The 16,206-nt window shown below is 63.1% G+C and carries 15 protein-coding genes; 6 read left to right on the top strand and 9 right to left on the bottom strand.

Annotated elements, in window-relative coordinates; translation table 11 throughout:
- Positions 1-353, bottom strand: a 353-nt coding sequence (locus tag ACQKQA_RS26815) for a DNA-3-methyladenine glycosylase I (protein WP_427564142.1), incomplete at its 3' end; no start/stop codon positions are given.
- 76 nt (positions 354-429) lie between these two features.
- Positions 430-1,254 (bottom strand): tRNA 2-thiocytidine(32) synthetase TtcA, encoded by an 825-nt coding sequence (ttcA, locus tag ACQKQA_RS26810; RefSeq protein ID WP_427564140.1) that lies wholly within the window; start codon positions 1,252-1,254, stop codon positions 430-432.
- Between the two features lie 279 nt (positions 1,255-1,533).
- On the opposite strand from ttcA, the gene ACQKQA_RS26805 reads away from it, so the two are divergent.
- Together ACQKQA_RS26805 and ACQKQA_RS26800 are read left to right on the top strand one after the other, a co-directional pair.
- The gene (locus tag ACQKQA_RS26805) at positions 1,534-2,136 is read left to right on the top strand and encodes a Yip1 family protein (RefSeq protein ID WP_427564139.1); all 603 of its coding nucleotides are present in this window, start codon (positions 1,534-1,536) and stop codon (positions 2,134-2,136) included.
- Positions 2,137-2,283: 147 nt separating this feature from the next.
- Positions 2,284-2,775: a SprT family zinc-dependent metalloprotease gene (locus tag ACQKQA_RS26800; RefSeq protein WP_427564137.1), complete on the top strand. Its 492-nt coding sequence runs from the start codon at positions 2,284-2,286 to the stop codon at positions 2,773-2,775.
- Between the two features lie 15 nt (positions 2,776-2,790).
- Here the strand turns inward: ACQKQA_RS26800 and ACQKQA_RS26795 are convergent, their stop codons facing one another.
- Positions 2,791-3,972 carry a CaiB/BaiF CoA transferase family protein gene (locus ACQKQA_RS26795; RefSeq protein WP_427564135.1) on the bottom strand — a complete coding sequence of 394 codons (1,182 nt, stop codon included), beginning with the start codon at positions 3,970-3,972 and terminating at the stop codon, positions 2,791-2,793.
- Positions 3,973-4,122: 150 nt separating this feature from the next.
- Positions 4,123-5,457, bottom strand: coding sequence for a dicarboxylate/amino acid:cation symporter (locus ACQKQA_RS26790; RefSeq protein ID WP_427564133.1), 1,335 nt, complete (start codon positions 5,455-5,457; stop codon positions 4,123-4,125).
- 341 nt (positions 5,458-5,798) lie between these two features.
- Here ACQKQA_RS26790 and ACQKQA_RS26785 point away from each other — a divergent pair, with 341 nt between their 5' ends.
- Positions 5,799-6,797 carry an AraC family transcriptional regulator gene (locus ACQKQA_RS26785; protein ID WP_427564131.1) on the top strand — a complete coding sequence of 333 codons (999 nt, stop codon included), beginning with the start codon at positions 5,799-5,801 and terminating at the stop codon, positions 6,795-6,797.
- 10 nt (positions 6,798-6,807) lie between these two features.
- Here ACQKQA_RS26785 and ACQKQA_RS26780 read toward each other — a convergent pair whose 3' ends face one another.
- The 3 genes from ACQKQA_RS26780 to ACQKQA_RS26770 all read right to left on the bottom strand — a co-directional run bounded on the left by ACQKQA_RS26780 (position 6,808) and on the right by ACQKQA_RS26770 (position 9,549).
- A complete protein-coding gene (locus tag ACQKQA_RS26780; protein WP_427564129.1) occupies positions 6,808-8,154 on the bottom strand; it encodes an ATP-binding protein in 1,347 nt (448 codons plus the stop codon).
- Entirely contained in the window at positions 8,151-8,828 is a 678-nt protein-coding gene (locus ACQKQA_RS26775) for a response regulator (RefSeq protein WP_427564127.1), read from the bottom strand. The genes ACQKQA_RS26780 and ACQKQA_RS26775 overlap by 4 nt, the downstream gene beginning before the upstream one ends.
- A 118-nt stretch (positions 8,829-8,946) precedes the next feature.
- Positions 8,947-9,549: a hypothetical protein gene (locus tag ACQKQA_RS26770; protein WP_427564126.1), complete on the bottom strand. Its 603-nt coding sequence runs from the start codon at positions 9,547-9,549 to the stop codon at positions 8,947-8,949.
- Positions 9,550-9,693: 144 nt separating this feature from the next.
- On the opposite strand from ACQKQA_RS26770, the gene ACQKQA_RS26765 reads away from it, so the two are divergent.
- Complete coding sequence (locus ACQKQA_RS26765; RefSeq protein ID WP_427564125.1) at positions 9,694-10,485, top strand: dienelactone hydrolase family protein; 792 nt, start codon at positions 9,694-9,696, stop codon at positions 10,483-10,485.
- Positions 10,486-10,583: 98 nt separating this feature from the next.
- Complete coding sequence (locus ACQKQA_RS26760) at positions 10,584-11,309, top strand: 4'-phosphopantetheinyl transferase family protein (protein WP_427564123.1); 726 nt, start codon at positions 10,584-10,586, stop codon at positions 11,307-11,309.
- 33 nt (positions 11,310-11,342) lie between these two features.
- Here ACQKQA_RS26760 and ACQKQA_RS26755 read toward each other — a convergent pair whose 3' ends face one another.
- Both ACQKQA_RS26755 and ACQKQA_RS26750 read right to left on the bottom strand, forming a co-directional pair.
- Positions 11,343-12,953 (bottom strand): ATP-binding protein, encoded by a 1,611-nt coding sequence (locus ACQKQA_RS26755; protein ID WP_427564121.1) that lies wholly within the window; start codon positions 12,951-12,953, stop codon positions 11,343-11,345.
- Positions 12,950-13,675 (bottom strand): response regulator, encoded by a 726-nt coding sequence (locus ACQKQA_RS26750; protein WP_427564119.1) that lies wholly within the window; start codon positions 13,673-13,675, stop codon positions 12,950-12,952. Before ACQKQA_RS26750 ends, ACQKQA_RS26755 begins: the two co-directional genes overlap by 4 nt.
- A 730-nt stretch (positions 13,676-14,405) precedes the next feature.
- On the opposite strand from ACQKQA_RS26750, the gene ACQKQA_RS26745 reads away from it, so the two are divergent.
- Positions 14,406-16,206: ribonucleoside-diphosphate reductase subunit alpha (locus tag ACQKQA_RS26745; RefSeq protein ID WP_427564117.1), on the top strand; the 1,801-nt coding region annotated here is incomplete at its 3' end.

The raw sequence follows: 16,206 nt of genomic DNA, 5'->3' as shown, positions 1-16,206 counted from the left end.
TTTGCCACGTCCAGCACCATCTGCGCGTTACGCGGCACGCTCTTGAGCTTGCCCAGGTGGCGAATGATGCGCTCGTCCTGCATCAGTCGCTCGAGGTGCTCGGCACCCATCAGCACCACTTTCTCCGGATCGAAACCGAAGAACACCTCTTCGAACGCCGGCCACTTGGCGTCCACCAGGCTGTGCTTCAAGCCGGCGCGAAACACCCGCAGGGCCAGGGTCGAGAGATAACGGTCATCACTGATCTTGCGCAATTGCGCCGGGGTTTTCGGAACCGGCAGATGGGCTTCCAGCTCGGCCGCCGAACCGAAGCGGTTCAGACAGTATTCGTGCAGCCACTTGTAGTCGCGCATGCCCTCTCCTTATGACGATAAAGAAACGGCGCTCAGAGGAGCGCCGTGATTCCACGATACAGAGCCGCGAAACGACTCAGAGATTCACCACATTGACGAAACGCGAGGCCGCGGTTTCATCGATCTTCAGGCTGGTGAAGTCGAACAGGTTGCGATCCGCCAGTTGCGACGGCACCACATTCTGCAGGCCGCGGAAAATGCTTTCGGTACGGCCCGGGTTCTTGCGCTCCCATTCCTGGAGCATTTCCTTGACCACCTGGCGCTGCAGGTTTTCCTGGGAGCCGCAGAGGTTGCACGGAATGATCGGGAACTGCTTGAGATCGGAATAGGCCTGGATGTCCTTTTCGCTGCAATAGGCCAGCGGCCGGATCACCACGTTGCGACCGTCGTCGGCCCGCAGTTTGGGCGGCATGGCCTTGAGCGAGCCGTTGTAGAACATGTTGAGGAAGAAAGTCTCGACGATGTCGTCGCGGTGATGCCCCAGGGCCATCTTGGTCGCGCCGATCTCGTCGGCGAAGGTGTACAGGGTGCCGCGACGCAGGCGCGAGCACAGCGAACAGGTGGTCTTGCCTTCCGGCACCAGTTCCTTGACCACCGAGTAGGTGTCCTTCTCGACGATGTGGTACTCGACCCCCAGTTCCTCGAGGTAGGCCGGCAGGACGTGCTCGGGAAACCCGGGCTGCTTCTGGTCCATGTTCACGGCGACGATATCGAACTTGATCGGTGCAACCTTCTGCAGGTGCATCAGCACGTCGAGCATGGTGTAGCTGTCCTTGCCGCCGGACAGGCAGACCATGACCTTGTCGCCGTCTTCGATCATGTTGAAATCGGCGACCGCTTCCCCGGCCTGGCGGCGCAGGCGTTTCTGCAGTTTGTTCTGGTTGACCGTAAGAGTGCCCATGGCGCTTGAAATCCGCGGTGTGTGACGAAAAGCCGGACATTTTACGCAAAAAGCGCGCGCGGGCGAAGCGCCGGGCGCCCATCGACCGACCAAATCACCGCTGGCGATTACCAGCCGGGCCGACAGCGCAATTTGCTCTAACGCCCGCGCCTATTGGCGATCAGTCCTTTCTATACTGCGACATAAGGTCGCACATATATTCAGACCTTTACTTACTTGGCCTCTGGCCCGTAGGCGCTCCGTTGGGGGGCGATGGCAACAACAAAGGAGTGACTGACTATGATCCATCATGTCGTGGGACTCTTCACCCACCCCGATCAGGAATGGCGAGAAATACGTGGCGACGAAGAGGAAAGCATCAGCCACATGTACCTCACCCACACGCTGATCCTCGCGGCGATCCCGGCGATTTCGGCGTTTATCGGCACCACTCAGGTCGGTTGGGTCATTGGCAGCCGAGCGCCGGTCATGCTGACCATGGAGAGCGCGCTGTGGATGACCATCATGTCGTACCTGGCCATGCTCGGCGGGGTCGCGGTCATGGGCGCCTTCATCCACTGGATGGCCCGCACCTACGATGCCACCCCGAGCCTCGCGCGCTGCGTCGCGTTCGCCACCTATACCGCGACGCCCCTGTTCGTCGGCGGCCTGGCGGCGCTGTACCCGCACATGTGGCTCGGCATGATCGTCGGCACGGCCGCCATCTGCTACACCGTGTACCTGCTGTATGTCGGGTTGCCGACCTTCATGAACATTCCTTCGGACGAAGGTTTCCTGTTTTCGAGTTCAGTGCTGGCCGTCGGGCTGGTAGTGCTGGTCGCGATCATGGCGTTCACCGTGATCGTCTGGGGTCTTGGCGTCGGCCCCGTTTACACCAACTGACGCTGCGCAAAAATAAGCAAACACAATCCGCCAACACAGGCCGCCGCAAGGCGGCCTTCTAATGCGTACGACAACCATTCGGCGCCTGGACGATTCGGAATGCACACGCTTTGCGGCATACTCACACGCTCTGGAGAGCCGTTAAGCATGCCCGAGCAACTCTTTACCCGCGTCGAAGACTGTTTCCAACTCGCTGAATCCTTTTTCAAACGACCTTTCAAACGCCCGACGGTCAGCCTCAAATTGCGTGGCCAGAAAGCCGGCGTCGCCCACCTGCACGAGAACCTGCTGCGCTTCAACCCGCAGCTGTACCGGGAAAATAGCGAAGATTTCCTCAAGCAGACCGTGGCCCACGAAGTCGCCCACCTGATTGCCCACCAGCTATTCGGCGAACGTATCCAGCCCCATGGCGAAGAGTGGCAATTGATCATGCGCGGCGTCTACGAGCTGCCGCCCAATCGCTGCCACACCTACGAAGTCCAGCGGCGCAGCGTGACCCGCTACATCTATCGCTGCCCCTGCGACAACGACTTCCCGTTTTCCGCCCAGCGCCATCGCCTGGTCGCCCAGGGGCGACGTTACCTGTGCCGGCGCTGCCGGCACACGCTGGTGTTCAGTGGCGAGATGCGGGTGGAGTGAGCCCGACCGAGGCCCCTACAGGATCACCCGGCCTTGCCGTAATGCCTCGATGCGCTGGGCGCTGTAGCCCAGCTCGGCCAGCACCTGGTCGGTATGGGCGCCCAGCGCCGCGCCGATATGCCGGGGCTCCGGCAGCCCCTGGGAAAATTTCAGCGGGCAGGCCATCTGTGCCTGGTGACTGCCATCGCCGCGGGGTACCTGGCTGACCAGTTGCCGCGCCTGCAACTGCGGGTGCGTCACCGCCTCCGCCAGACCGAGCACCGGTTCGACGCAAGCATCGACCGCGGCGAACAACTCGCAGAGTTCGGCAAAATCGTGCTTCTCGAATTCGACCTGCAAGGCCTGCTTGAGCGCCTGCTGTTGCTCCGCCCGCGGCGACAGCCCCTGGGCCGCCAGCTCCGGGCGCCCGAGGGCCTTGCACAGCGCCTGCATGAAGGGCGGTTCCAGGCTGCCCACTGACAGCCAGCGGCCATCCCGGCTGCGGTAATAATCGTAGAAGCTGCCGCCGTTGAGCACCTGCTGCTCGGCGTGGGGTTCGATGCCGCAGGCCAGGTAACCGGCGCCGGCCATGGCGTTCAGGCTGAACACGCAATCGGTCATGCTCACGTCCAGCTGCTGCCCCAGGCCGCTGTGCTGGCGAGCGATCACCGCCGCCAGCAGGCCGATGACCCCGTGCAGCGAGCCCCCGGCGATGTCCGCCGCCTGGATGCCCAGGGGCAGCGGCCCGCTGTCCTGGCGTCCGGTGTAGCTGGCCAGGCCGGCCAGGGCCAGATAGTTGATGTCATGCCCGGCGCGATCCCGGTAGGGGCCAGTCTGGCCGTAACCGGTGATCGAGACGTAGATCAGCTTCGGGTTGAGCGCCTTCAACGCCTCATAGCCCAGCCCCAGGCGCTCCATCACCCCGGGGCGAAACTGCTCCAGGACGATGTCGTACTCCAGCACCAACTGGCGGATCACCTCCAGCGCCTCGGGCTGCTTGAGGTCCAGCGCCAGGCTGCGCTTATTGCGGTTGAGGTAGGCATGGCTGGCGGAGACGCCCTGGTCGTGGGGCGGCAGCACCCGCAGCAGGTCCATGCGGGTCGGCGATTCGATGCGCAGCACCTCGGCGCCCATGTCCGCCAACAGCAACGAGGCGAACGGCCCCGGCAGCAGCGTGGAGAAATCCAGTACCTTGAGTGACGCCAGCGGCCCTTGCATGAGCACTCTCCTTCCCGATTGACTGCCCACAGAGTAGGCAGCGCCCCGGGGCCCGGCAATCACCGCAAGCGCCACCCGGGCTGACCGTTGCGCTCAAACGCCGGGCATGAAAAAACCCGCCGGAGCGGGTTTTTCATCGACACGGTGAGATTACTTCACCGTCGTCGGGGCTGGACCTTCGGCAACGCCCAGGTCGTCTTCTTCGCGAGTGTCGTTGATGCCACGACCACCGGAAGCCAGCTCGGTCTGCAGCTTGTCTTCGTCCAGTTCCTTGACCCACTTGGCGACCACGACGGTGGCCACGGCGTTACCCACCAGGTTGGTCAGCGCACGGGCTTCGGACATGAAGCGGTCGATACCCAGGATCAGCGCCAGGCCGGCCACCGGCAAGTGACCCACGGCCGACAGGGTTGCCGCCAGTACGATGAAGCCACTACCGGTCACGCCCGCGGCGCCTTTGGAGGACAGCAGCAGCACCAGCAGCAGGGTGATCTGGTGGGTGATGTCCATGTGGGTGTCGGTCGCTTGCGCGATGAACACGGCGGCCATGGTCAGGTAGATCGAGGTACCGTCGAGGTTGAAGGAATAACCGGTAGGAATCACCAGGCCCACCACCGACTTCTTGGCACCCAGGCGTTCCATCTTGATCAGCATGCGTGGCAGCGCCGATTCCGAGGAGGAAGTACCCAGCACGATCAGCAGCTCTTCACGGATGTAGCGGATCAGCTTCAGCACGCTGAAACCGTGGGCGCGGCAGATGGCGCCCAGCACCACCAGCACGAACAGCACGCAGGTGATGTAGAAGCAGATCATCAGCTGGCCCAGTTGCACCAGCGAACCCACGCCGTAGGCGCCGATGGTGAAGGCCATGGCACCCAGCGCACCGAGCGGCGCGAGCTTCATGATCATGTTGATGATGTTGAACATCACATGGGCGAAACGGTCGATGAAGTCCAGCACCGGCTTGCCGTAGGCACCCAGGCGATGCAGGGCGAAACCGAAGATCACCGAGAACATCAGCACTTGCAGGATGTCGCCATTGGCGAAGGCGCCGACGATGGTGTTCGGAATGACGTTGAGGAGGAAGCCAACGATGCTCTGATCGTTGCCGGCGGTGACGTAGGCCGCCACTTTCGAGGCATCCAGGGTCGACACGTCGATGTGCATGCCGTTGCCCGGCTGCACCACGTTGACCACGACCAGGCCGATCAGCAGGGCGATGGTCGAAACGATTTCGAAGTACAGCAGCGCGTAGCCACCGGTCTTGCCCACCGATTTCATGTTCTGCATGCCGGCGATACCGCTGACGACCGTACAGAAGATGATCGGGGCGATGACCATTTTGATCAGTTTGATGAACCCGTCACCCAGGGGCTTGAGGGCCACACCGGTCTGCGGGTAGAAGTGACCGAGCAGGATGCCGATAGCGATGGCAACGATCACCTGGAAATACAGGGATTTGTACAGGGGCTGACGAGTCGTCATTGCAAAGTTCCTCAAGAGCACCGTCGCACACCATCCATCGATGCGCGCGACGCCTAAAGTGCGAACCCTCCTGCACTGGAGGGATTTGTTGTGTTGAGCAGTGAGAACAGCTCTCGCCGCTCCCTGCCCCACCTATCGCAAAGCCCGTGCCAGCTTGCCAAAAAAACCTGAAGGCCTTGAGGCATTGGGGTTTGCTGTCGCCTTTCGCTGTCCCTGCCATCGGATGAAGTGGCGGATTTCCGCCCATCGCCCAAGACTCGTCCTACAATTTGGCGGATATCCGCCTTGCTCCGCCTGTGCCTGCTGCTAACATCCGCCACTTAATGGACGGATCAACCTTCATGCGCGAACGCACCATTGCCAGTCATTTCGCCCGTGCCGCCCTGGGCGGGGCCCGTCGCCGGGGCTACGACTATTCGGAACTGCTGCAGACCCTGGGCATCGGCGTCGAACTGCTGAACGAGCCCAAGGCCCGGATCGCCCCCGAGCAGTTCGCCAACCTGTTGCAACAGCTCTGGCAAGTCCTGGACGACGAGTACCTGGGGTTTGGCGATGGTCCGAGCAAGCGCGGCACCTTCGCCATGATGTGCCATGCGCTGATCCACTGCAGCAACCTGGAGAAGGCCCTGCATCGCGGTCTCTTGTTTTATAGCCTATTCCCGCAGGCCCCGCGGCTGAGCCTGACCCGCGAAGGAGAAATGGCCCGCCTGAGCCTGGACGACGCTCCGCTGTGGGACCCGGACCACTTCCTCAGCGAGAGCCTGCTGGTGATTTGGCATCGCTTGGGCAGCTGGCTGATCGGCCAGCGCATCCGCCTCGAACAGGCCTGCTTCAGCTACCCGAAACCCGAGCACGGCAACGAATACGACCTGCTGTTCCCCTGCCCCCTGGTGTTTTCCCGCGATTGCAGCAGCCTGCTGTTCCACAGCCGCTACCTGAGCATGCCGCTGTTGCAGGACGAACGAACCCTGAAGCGCTTTCTCGAGCACTCCCCCGCCGACCTGCTGGCGCGCCCGGATGAGGGCGACAGCCTGAGCAGCCAGTTGCGCCGCCTGCTCAGCCGCGACAGCAGCCATTGGCCAGACCTGGAAAGCATCGCCCAGCACCTGCACATCAGCCCGCAGACCCTGCGCCGGCATTTGCGCGAAGAAGGCACCAGCTTCCAGGAACTCAAGGATCAACTGCGGCGCGATATCGCCATCTACCACCTGCGTCGGGCCGACCTGTCGTTGCAACAGATCGCCGAACAGACCGGCTTTTCCGAGCCCTCGGCCTTTCACCGCGCGTTCAAGAAGTGGACCGGCCTGACCCCGGGGGCCTACCGCGCCCAGGAAACTTGAACGCGCGCCCTCAGATGGCCGGAAAATGAATGCGGAACGCCGCCCCGCCCAGGCTGGAATCCCCCAGGGTCAGTTGGGCGCCGTAGCTGTCAATGATGTCCTTGACCACCGCCAGGCCGATGCCCTGCCCCGGATGCTGGCGATCCAGGCGTTCGCCGCGCTGCAGAATCCGCGCTCGCTGATCCGGCGGCACCCCCGGACCGTCATCCTCGACACATAGCTGCGCGCCACGCAGGTCTTCGCGCACGCTGATGCGTACCTCGCTCAGGCACAGGCGGTAGGCGTTCTCCAGCAGGTTGCCTAGCAACTCAAGCAAGGCGCCGTGCTCGATAGGCACATAGCAACGCTCGGGCAAGTCGAACGAGACCCGTACCTGCTTGTCGCGATAGACCTTGTCCAGGGTGTCGCACAGGCTCTTCAGCACCGGACGCAAACGCACCTGGTGGCGCACCAGGCCACTCTTGCGCAGGCTGGCGCGCTGCAACTGGTAGCTGATCTGCTGGCTCATGCGTTCGATCTGGGTCTGCAGCACCCAGGCCTGCTCGCGGTCCTGGGGACGCAGGGCCATGTCCTCGCTGACCCCTTGCAGCACCGCCAGCGGGGTTTTCAAGCTGTGGGCCAGATCGTCCAGGGAGTCGCGATAACGGCTGCGCTGCTCGCGTTCGCTGTGCAGCAGGCGGTTCAACGAGCCGGTCAGGCGCAACAGCTCCCGCGGATGTTCTTCACTGAGGCTTTCCCGGGTACCGCTTTCGATCTCGTCCAGTTCCTGGCTCAACCGGCGCAAGGCCTGCAGGCCCCAGGTCAGGCCCAGCCAGAGCAAGGCCAGGAGCACCAGCAACGCGGCGCCGAAACCGAGGTAGAGGTTTTCCCGCACCCCTTCAAGGGTTTGTTGATATTCACGCACCGGTTGCAGGGCGACGATACTGAACGCCGCGCTCTTGCCGCCCAGCAGCTTGACCTCGACGTCGTAGACGAAAAACTCCTGGCCATTGGCTTCGCGGATCCTGGCGAACTCGTTGCCGCGTCCGTCATAACGTGGCTTGTAGTTGATGTCCTCTTCCTGGGTCGCCTTCGACCGCCAGACCAGATGCCCCTCGCGGTCGTAGATGTAGCCCAGCAGACGACTGTCGGTCAGGTTGAAGCGCTCGTCCGGCAGTTGCGCCGGCATCTGCAGGTGATTGTTCTCAACCCGCGCCGCCGAGATCAGGGTGGTGACGTCGGAGGCCAGGCGCTGCTCGATAGAGTCCTGCAGCGCCAGGCTGAACGCGCCCTGCATGGCTGGCAACAACGCCAGCATGAACAGCACCGCCAGCGTGGTGGCCGCCAGCATCAGGCGCAGGCGTAGCGAGCGGATCATCGGCAGCGCTCGTTGAACAGGTAGCCCAGGCCACGCACGGTATCGATGGGTTTGAAGCCAGACGGCCCCTCCAGCTTGCGCCGCAGGCGGCCGACCAGCACTTCGATCACATTCGGATCGCGCTCGTCATCGTCCGGGTACAACTGCTCCATCAACCTGTCCTTGGCCACCACCTGCTGATGGTGGAGCATGAGGTACTCGAGAATCCGGTATTCGTAGGCGGTCAGCGCCAGCGGCTGTTCGTCGAGCGAGGCCTGCTTGCGATTGAGGTCGAGCAGCAGCGGACCGGCAATGATGGTCGACTGGGTGAAACCGCTGGAGCGACGCAGCAGGGCATTCAGGCGCGCGTCCAGTTCCTCGAACTGAAAAGGCTTGACCACATAGTCGTCGGCCCCGGCGGCCAGCCCTTCGACCTTGTCCTGCCAGTTGCCGCGCGCCGTCAGGATCAGGATCGGAAACGCCTTGCCGCTCGCGCGCAGCTGGCGGATCAGGTCCAGGCCGCCCATGCCCGGCAGGCCCAGGTCGATCACCGCCAGGTCATGGTTGAACTGCTCGGACTGATACAGCGCCTCCTCGGCATTGGCCACGGACTCGACCACATGGCCGGCATCCGTGAGGCGGGTTTGCAAGTGATGGCGCAGCAGCGCCTCGTCTTCAACCACGAGCAGTTTCATACAGCTCTCCCAGGCAAAATTCGACATCTCCAAGGGCGATCACGCGCCCTGTTCCTATATATGGCAACGCCGGATCTTGCGTTGGCAGATCCGGCGCGGTCAAAACCAGGACGGTAGTTTAGAAAGCGTAGTTGGCCGACAGGTAGGTCTGGGCGCTGCTGGTCAGGCTCAGCGAACCCTGCTTGCCGCCGCCATGCTCGCTCATCTCGGTGCTGGCATTGCTGCGCAGGTAACGGTAACCCAGTTCGACCGAGGTGTTCTGGGAAACCTGCTGCAGGACACCGGCCTGCACGCCGACGGCGTAACCGATATCGCTGTCGCGACTGTAGCCCGGGGAGTCCTGGGTCAGCTTGGTCAGGCCCGCGGTGCCACCGCCGAACAGCTTGGTGCTGCTGGTCACCGGCAGGAACAGATCGTAGCTGCCCAGCAGGTTTTCCTGGCGCAGTTTAATGCCATTGTGGGAACCGGAGACATTGTCGTAGGTGGCGTAGTAGCGGTGCTGGTCGTTCTGTTGACCCAGGCGCACGCCCCAGGTGTTGTCCTTGCCGATCACCCCGTCAGCGTTCGGGTGGTTCAGATTGCTGTTGAGCAGGCTGGATTTCTTGACCTTGTCGCTGGTCTGGCCATAGGTAAGGCTGGCGAAGTTGCTGTCGGCGGCCTGGGCGACAGCGCTGGCGCCGAGAACAGTGAAGGCCAGCATCATCTTCTTGAAAGTGGTCATGGGGATTTCCTCATTCGCTCTGTGTTTTTGGGTACGGGGGCCAGACTACCGACCCCGCCCTGAACTCCCCCTGAACACACTCTGAACCTCGGCTGAATCAGATCGACTAGGCTGATTGGCAGTCTTTTCAGAGGAGAACGAACCATGCGCACGCTTTTCGCCTGCTTGTTGCTGGCCATCTGCGGGATGAGCCAGGCCGCCATCAAGACTCAGGAAATCCCCTACCAGAGCCCTGACGGCACCCGCCTCATCGGTTACTACGCCTATGACGACAGCCTGCCAGGGGCGCGCCCCGGGGTCGTGGTGGTGCATGAATGGTGGGGCCTGAACGACTACGCCAAACGCCGCGCCCGGGATCTCGCGGCACTGGGCTACAGCGCCCTGGCCATCGATATGTACGGCGACGGCAAGCACACCGAGCACCCGCAAGACGCCATGGCCTTCATGCAGGCGGCCCTGAAGGACGGGCCCGCCGCCAGTGCGCGCTTCAAGGCCGGGCTCGACCTGCTGAAACAACAACCACAGACCGACCCGCACAAGCTGGCCGCGATCGGCTACTGCTTCGGCGGCAAGGTGGTACTGGACGCGGCGCGCCAGGGCCTGCCGCTGCTGGGCGTAGTGAGCTTTCACGGTGCCTTGGCCACCAACACACCCGCTTCCCCGGGCAGCGTCAAGGCGAAGATCCTGGTCGAACACGGCGCCCTCGACAGCATGGTCACCGCCGATAACGTCAGCGCCTTCAAGACAGAAATGGACCAGGCCGGCGCCGACTACCGGTTCGTCAATCTCGAGGGCGCCAAGCACGGCTTCAGCAACCCGGATGCCGACCGCCTGAGCCACGGCGAACATGGCGGACCGGACATCGGCTACAACAAGGCCGCCGATGAACGCTCATGGGCGGACATGCAGGCGTTCTTCAAGAAGCTGTTCGACTGATCCCCGCACCGAGCGCCTCCGGAAACCCCCACTCCCGGAGGCGGCTCATGCGCTTGCCAGGCTACCCTCAGCCCCCGCAACCCGGCAAAATGCCCGACATGAATCCGCTCCCAGCTCTCCCCACCTGCTGCACCCCACTCGACGACCAGTGGCCACTGCCCGATGCCCTGCCGGACACGGTCCTGCTCGGCACGCATTTCGACGCTACGCGCCTGGCCGGCGATGACTTCCAGCGCAGCGCCATCGCGCCGCCCGCGAGCATTCAACGCTCGGTGGCCAAGCGTCAGGCCGAGTTTCTCGCCGGGCGTTTCTGCGCCCGGGCCGCCCTGCAACGCCTGGACGGCCTCGACTGCATTCCGCCGATCGGCGAGGATCGGGCGCCGGTCTGGCCTGCGCATATCTGTGGCTCGATCACCCACAGCACCGGGCGTGCCGCGGCGATTGTCGCGCGCAAGGAACATTGGCGCGGGCTGGGCATGGACCTGGAGAACCTGCTGAGCCTCGAACGGGCGGAACGCCTTGCGGGGGAAATCCTTACCCCGGCCGAACTGCAGCGCATGGCCGCCGCCCCGAGAGAGCAACTGGCGCTCTGGGTGACCCTGACCTTTTCGGTGAAGGAAAGCCTGTTCAAGGCGCTGTACCCGATCGTCCGGCAACGCTTCTATTTCGAACACGCCGAGGTGCTGGAGTGGACAGCCGATGGCCAGGTTCGCCTGCGGCTGCTGACGGACCTGTCCGGCGAGTGGCATCACGGCAGCGAACTGGACGCACAGTTCGCCCTGCAGGACGGGCAATTGCTCAGCCTGGTCAGCATCCGGGCTTGAGTCCGGATACCCCTCGAAGGCCCTGTTCCGCCCTCAAGACTTATCCTGATGCCGCGGCCAGCTCAGGCTGAAACAGGCGCCGCCCAGGGTCTTGCTCTTGTCGATCAACGCCCGGCCGCCATGCCAGTAAATGATCCGCCGCACGATCGACAGGCCCAGGCCATGGCCGCCCGAGGCCCGGGTGCGGCTGTCGTCCAGGCGCAGGAAGGGGGTAAAGATCCGCTCCCAGGCACTTTCCGGAACACCCGGACCATCGTCCTCGACGTCGACCCGGCAACGCATCTGCCCCACCTGATAACTGACCAGCACCTGCGACTCGGCATGGCGCATGGCATTGCTCACCAGGTTCTGCAACGCCCGATGCAGGTAGCGCGGTTCGGCCTCGACCCAGGCTCCACCGCAATCCGCCGCGGACAGGCACGAACCGCGCTGCACCCTGACCTGCGCCCGCAGCGGCGCCAGCTCGCTGATCACCTGATTGACCAGGGCATCCAGATCGATGCGCTGGAAGTTCAGCGCCGGCGAACCCTGCTCCAGCCGCGCATAGGTGAGCATTTCGTCCACCAACCGATCGAGGTCCTGGATATCGTTGTCCATGCCTTCCATGTACTTGTCCCGGGCCTGGGGCGTCGTCGCCGAACCGATCATCTCCAGGCCGAAGCGCAGACGCGCCACCGGCGTGCGCAGTTCGTGGGACACCGCGCGCACCAGTTCGCGCTGGATCGCCAGCAGACGCTGCAGGTGCTCGGCCATGCCATTGAACGCCGCCGCCAGGCGCCCCACCGAGTCGGCGCCACCGGCCGGCACCCGGGTCTCCAGGCTGCCCTTGGCGATGCGCGTGGCCGCCGACTCCAGGCCACGCAGCCGCCGCTCCAGTTGGCGCACCAATAAATAGACGATCAGGCCGATCAGGCTCAGGCCCAGCACCGCGATCAACACCAGCCATTGCGGCGGATAAGGGTTCATCTGGTACAGCGGGCCGATTTCCAGCACCCAGGGCGTGCCCACCATCCCCGCGAACACCCGGATCGAGTCGCCACCCTTGCCCAGCGCCATGACGGTGTCGCCTTCGGCCACCCGGCGGCGCTGGTCTTCGTCCATATCGGCCGCGTCCTGGGTGACCAGGCGCATCTCGAAGCCGAAACCCTTGTCCTTTTTCAGCGCCGCCAGACGCTCTGGCTGCTCGGCCACGGGGAAACGCACCAACTCGTCGGCCAGCAGATAGATAGTCGCCCGCGCCAGCTGCTCGCTGATCTGCTGCACCTCGCCAGTCAGCACCAGTTGCTCCGGCTCGCTGACCAGACGATAGACCCGCGCCGCGTAGGGCCCGGTCTGCTCCACCAGCGCCTGGCCGCGCAGCACCCGATTGCGCTGCCCGAGGTCGAGCCCGGTCTGGGTGAAGGTTTTCAGGGTCAACGGGATGCCCAGCAGCCGCTCCCACACCGCCAGCGCCCGGCGCCGCTCGATTTCGCTCATGGGTTGCAGGTTGTCGGCCATCAGCGAAAAGGTGCCGTGGGCCAGCCGCTCGCGGTACTGCTCGCCGCGCACCTGGTTGAGCAGGTGCAGCGCCAGCACGCCCAGCAGCGCCACCAGAATCAGGGCGGCGCACATGCCGCCATAGATGCGCAGGAAGATGGAATTCACGGCGACAGGTCGGCGGCGGCTTCGGGGACGAACAGATAACCCTTGCTGCGGATGGTCTTGATCAGACGGGGGTGTTCCGGGTCGTCGCCGATTTTCGGGCGGATCCTTGAAATGCGCACATCGATGGAGCGGTCCTGGCCGTCGTAGCCAATGCCGCGCAGGGCGGTGAAGATTTCCTCCCGGGACAGAATGCGTCCGGCGTTGGCCACCAGCAGCCAGAGCAGGTCGAACTCGGCGCTGGTCAACTCGATCCCGGCGTCGTGCAACCAGGCTTCGCGCAGGGCATTGTCCACCACCAGCGGGCCGAACTGCAGGCGCCGGGCCTTCTCTGGCGTGGTGCTTTCTGCGGGTTCGCTGCGCCGCAACAGCGCCTGGATCCGGGCCAGCAACAGCCGCGGACGAACCGGCTTGCACACATAATCGTCGGCCCCGGTGTCCAGCCCCAGCACCTGGTCCATGTCGTCGGTCCGCGCGGTCAGCATCAGGATCGGTCCTTCATAGCGATCGCGGACCTTGCGACAAATGCTCAGGCCATCCGCGCCGGGCAGCATCAAGTCGAGGATCACCAGGTCGGGCTGCTCGGCGATGATCCGCGCCGCGGCCAGGGCGCCATCGCCTTCGATGGCGACTCGCAGGCCGTTGCTCTCCAGGTATTCACAGGTCAACTCGGCCAGTCGCTGATCGTCCTCGACAATCAATATCTGCCACGCTTCTTGCTCCACGGTGACCTCTGCTTGCCAGGTACGGGCTCAGAAAATACCGGCCCGTCTTTTTGTAATGTGGGAGGGATAAAACAGCGTACGGAAGGCCCGATTGTAGCAATGGCCAAGGCCGTGGACACAAGGAGGTAAATGCGCTCGGTAAAGGCGTTTTTTTGTGATAGGGTTCGCGCCCGCAAAAATCCGCGCCGGGCCGTTTGGCAGGGTAAAAAACAGTGACAAACGGTAGGATCCAGCCCTGCTGCGGCCTGCATGAGTTTTACCCGCTTCATACACAATTTACGCACAACCTTATCCACAGCCTGTACATTGCAATCACCCCCAAAAACGCATTATCTTGTAGCTCGGCTGCCAAAAAACCCTATATCTAGGGTTTCACGCCAAAAACCAAACACAATTCAGACAAGAAACTCAAGTGCTTTTCTTGCACTCGTTTGGTGGAACCAATCGGATTTTCAACAGCCAAACCGCGCGAGCGGATGGCTGAAGTTTTCCAGCCCACGGCAAGGAAAACGGTACGGGTGTTGCAGCACAGACTGTCACCCACCAGGAATACGGTAACGAGCCCCAGGCTTCGCTACCTGTGACTTCGGCATGGAAGCGGCGCCAATAGCCCCCTTCCTGAACTGTCCCGAAGTCGTTATGCCCGGCGTGCGCCGGTTGTAGTGCTTCAGGACGGAACGGTGGGCACCCCAAGGGTGCCCAAACAAACATAGAGAACGTGGAGACACCCATGCAAACCGACACAACTCGCGAGAACCCGCAGGCCAACGCGCCGCAGGCTGCCGATTCCAATCTGGATCTGTCTGCCACCGCGCCTGGCCAACTGCGCGTGATCAAGCGTAACGGCACTGTCGTTCCTTACACCGATGACAAAATCACCGTCGCCATCACCAAAGCGTTTCTCGCAGTTGAAGGCGGCACCGCAGCCGCTTCGTCGCGAATCCACGACACCGTGGCCCGCCTGACCGAACAGGTCACCGCCACCTTCAAGCGTCGCATGCCTTCGGGCGGCACCATCCACATCGAAGAGATCCAGGACCAGGTCGAACTGGCCCTGATGCGTGCCGGCGAGCAGAAAGTTGCCCGCGACTACGTGATCTACCGTGACTCGCGCGCGAAAGAACGGGCCACCCGCAGCCCGAGCGAGCAGCCGGTGCAGGCCCACCCGTCGATCCGCATCACCCGCGCCGACGGCAGCTTCGCGCCCCTGGACATGGGCCGCATGAGCACCATCATCAGCGAAGCCTGCGAAGGCCTGGAAGAAGTCGACGGCGACCTGATCCAGCGCGAAACCCTGAAGAACCTCTACGACGGCGTGGCGCTCAAAGACGTCAACACCGCCCTGGTGATGACCGCGCGAACCCTGGTCGAGCGTGAGCCGAACTACTCGTTCGTGACCGCCCGCCTGCTGATGGACACCCTGCGCGCCGAAGGCCTGAGCTTCCTGGAAGTGGCCGAGAGCGCCACCCACCACGAGATGGTCGACCTGTACGCCAAGGCTCTGCCGGCCTACGTCGCCAAAGGTATCGAGTTCGAACTGCTGAACCCGGTGCTGGCCGACTTCGACCTGGAAAAACTCGGCAAGGCGATCAACCACGAACGCGACCAGCAGTTCACCTACCTGGGCCTGCAGACCCTGTACGACCGTTACTTCATCCACAAGGACGGCGTGCGCTTCGAACTGCCACAGATCTTCTTCATGCGCGTGGCCATGGGCCTGGCGATCGAAGAGAAGCAGAAAGAAGACCGTGCCATCGAGTTCTACAACCTGCTGTCGTCCTTCGACTACATGGCTTCGACCCCGACCCTGTTCAACGCCGGTACTCTGCGTCCACAGCTGTCGAGCTGCTACCTGACCACCGTGCCGGACGACCTGTCGGGCATCTACGGCGCCATCCACGACAACGCCATGCTGTCGAAATTCGCCGGCGGCCTGGGCAACGACTGGACTCCGGTCCGTGCGCTGGGCTCGTACATCAAGGGCACCAACGGCAAATCCCAGGGCGTCGTACCTTTCCTGAAAGTGGTCAACGACACCGCCGTCGCCGTTAACCAGGGCGGCAAGCGCAAAGGCGCTGTCTGCGCCTACCTGGAAACCTGGCACCTGGACATCGAAGAATTCATCGAGCTGCGCAAGAACACCGGTGACGACCGTCGTCGTACCCACGACATGAACACCGCCAACTGGATCCCCGACCTGTTCATGAAGCGTGTCTTCGACGACGGCAAGTGGACCCTGTTCTCGCCGTCCGAAGTGCCTGATCTGCACGACCTGACCGGCAAGGCCTTCGAAGAGCGCTACGAGTACTACGAAGCCCTGACCGAGTACAACAAGATCAAGGTGTTCAAGACCATCCAGGCCAAAGACCTGTGGCGCAAGATGCTGTCGATGCTGTTCGAAACCGGCCACCCTTGGCTGACCTTCAAGGACCCGTGCAACCTGCGCAGCCCGCAGCAGCACGTGGGCGTGGCCGGCAACCTCAAGCAACTGCTGGACTCCGTCGGCGAGGGCATGATCTACCGCCACTGCT

The sequence above is a fragment of the Pseudomonas sp. NPDC089530 genome (assembly GCF_050280705.1).
Classification (GTDB): domain Bacteria; phylum Pseudomonadota; class Gammaproteobacteria; order Pseudomonadales; family Pseudomonadaceae; genus Aquipseudomonas.
This window is presented reverse-complemented; position numbering and strand designations above follow the sequence as displayed.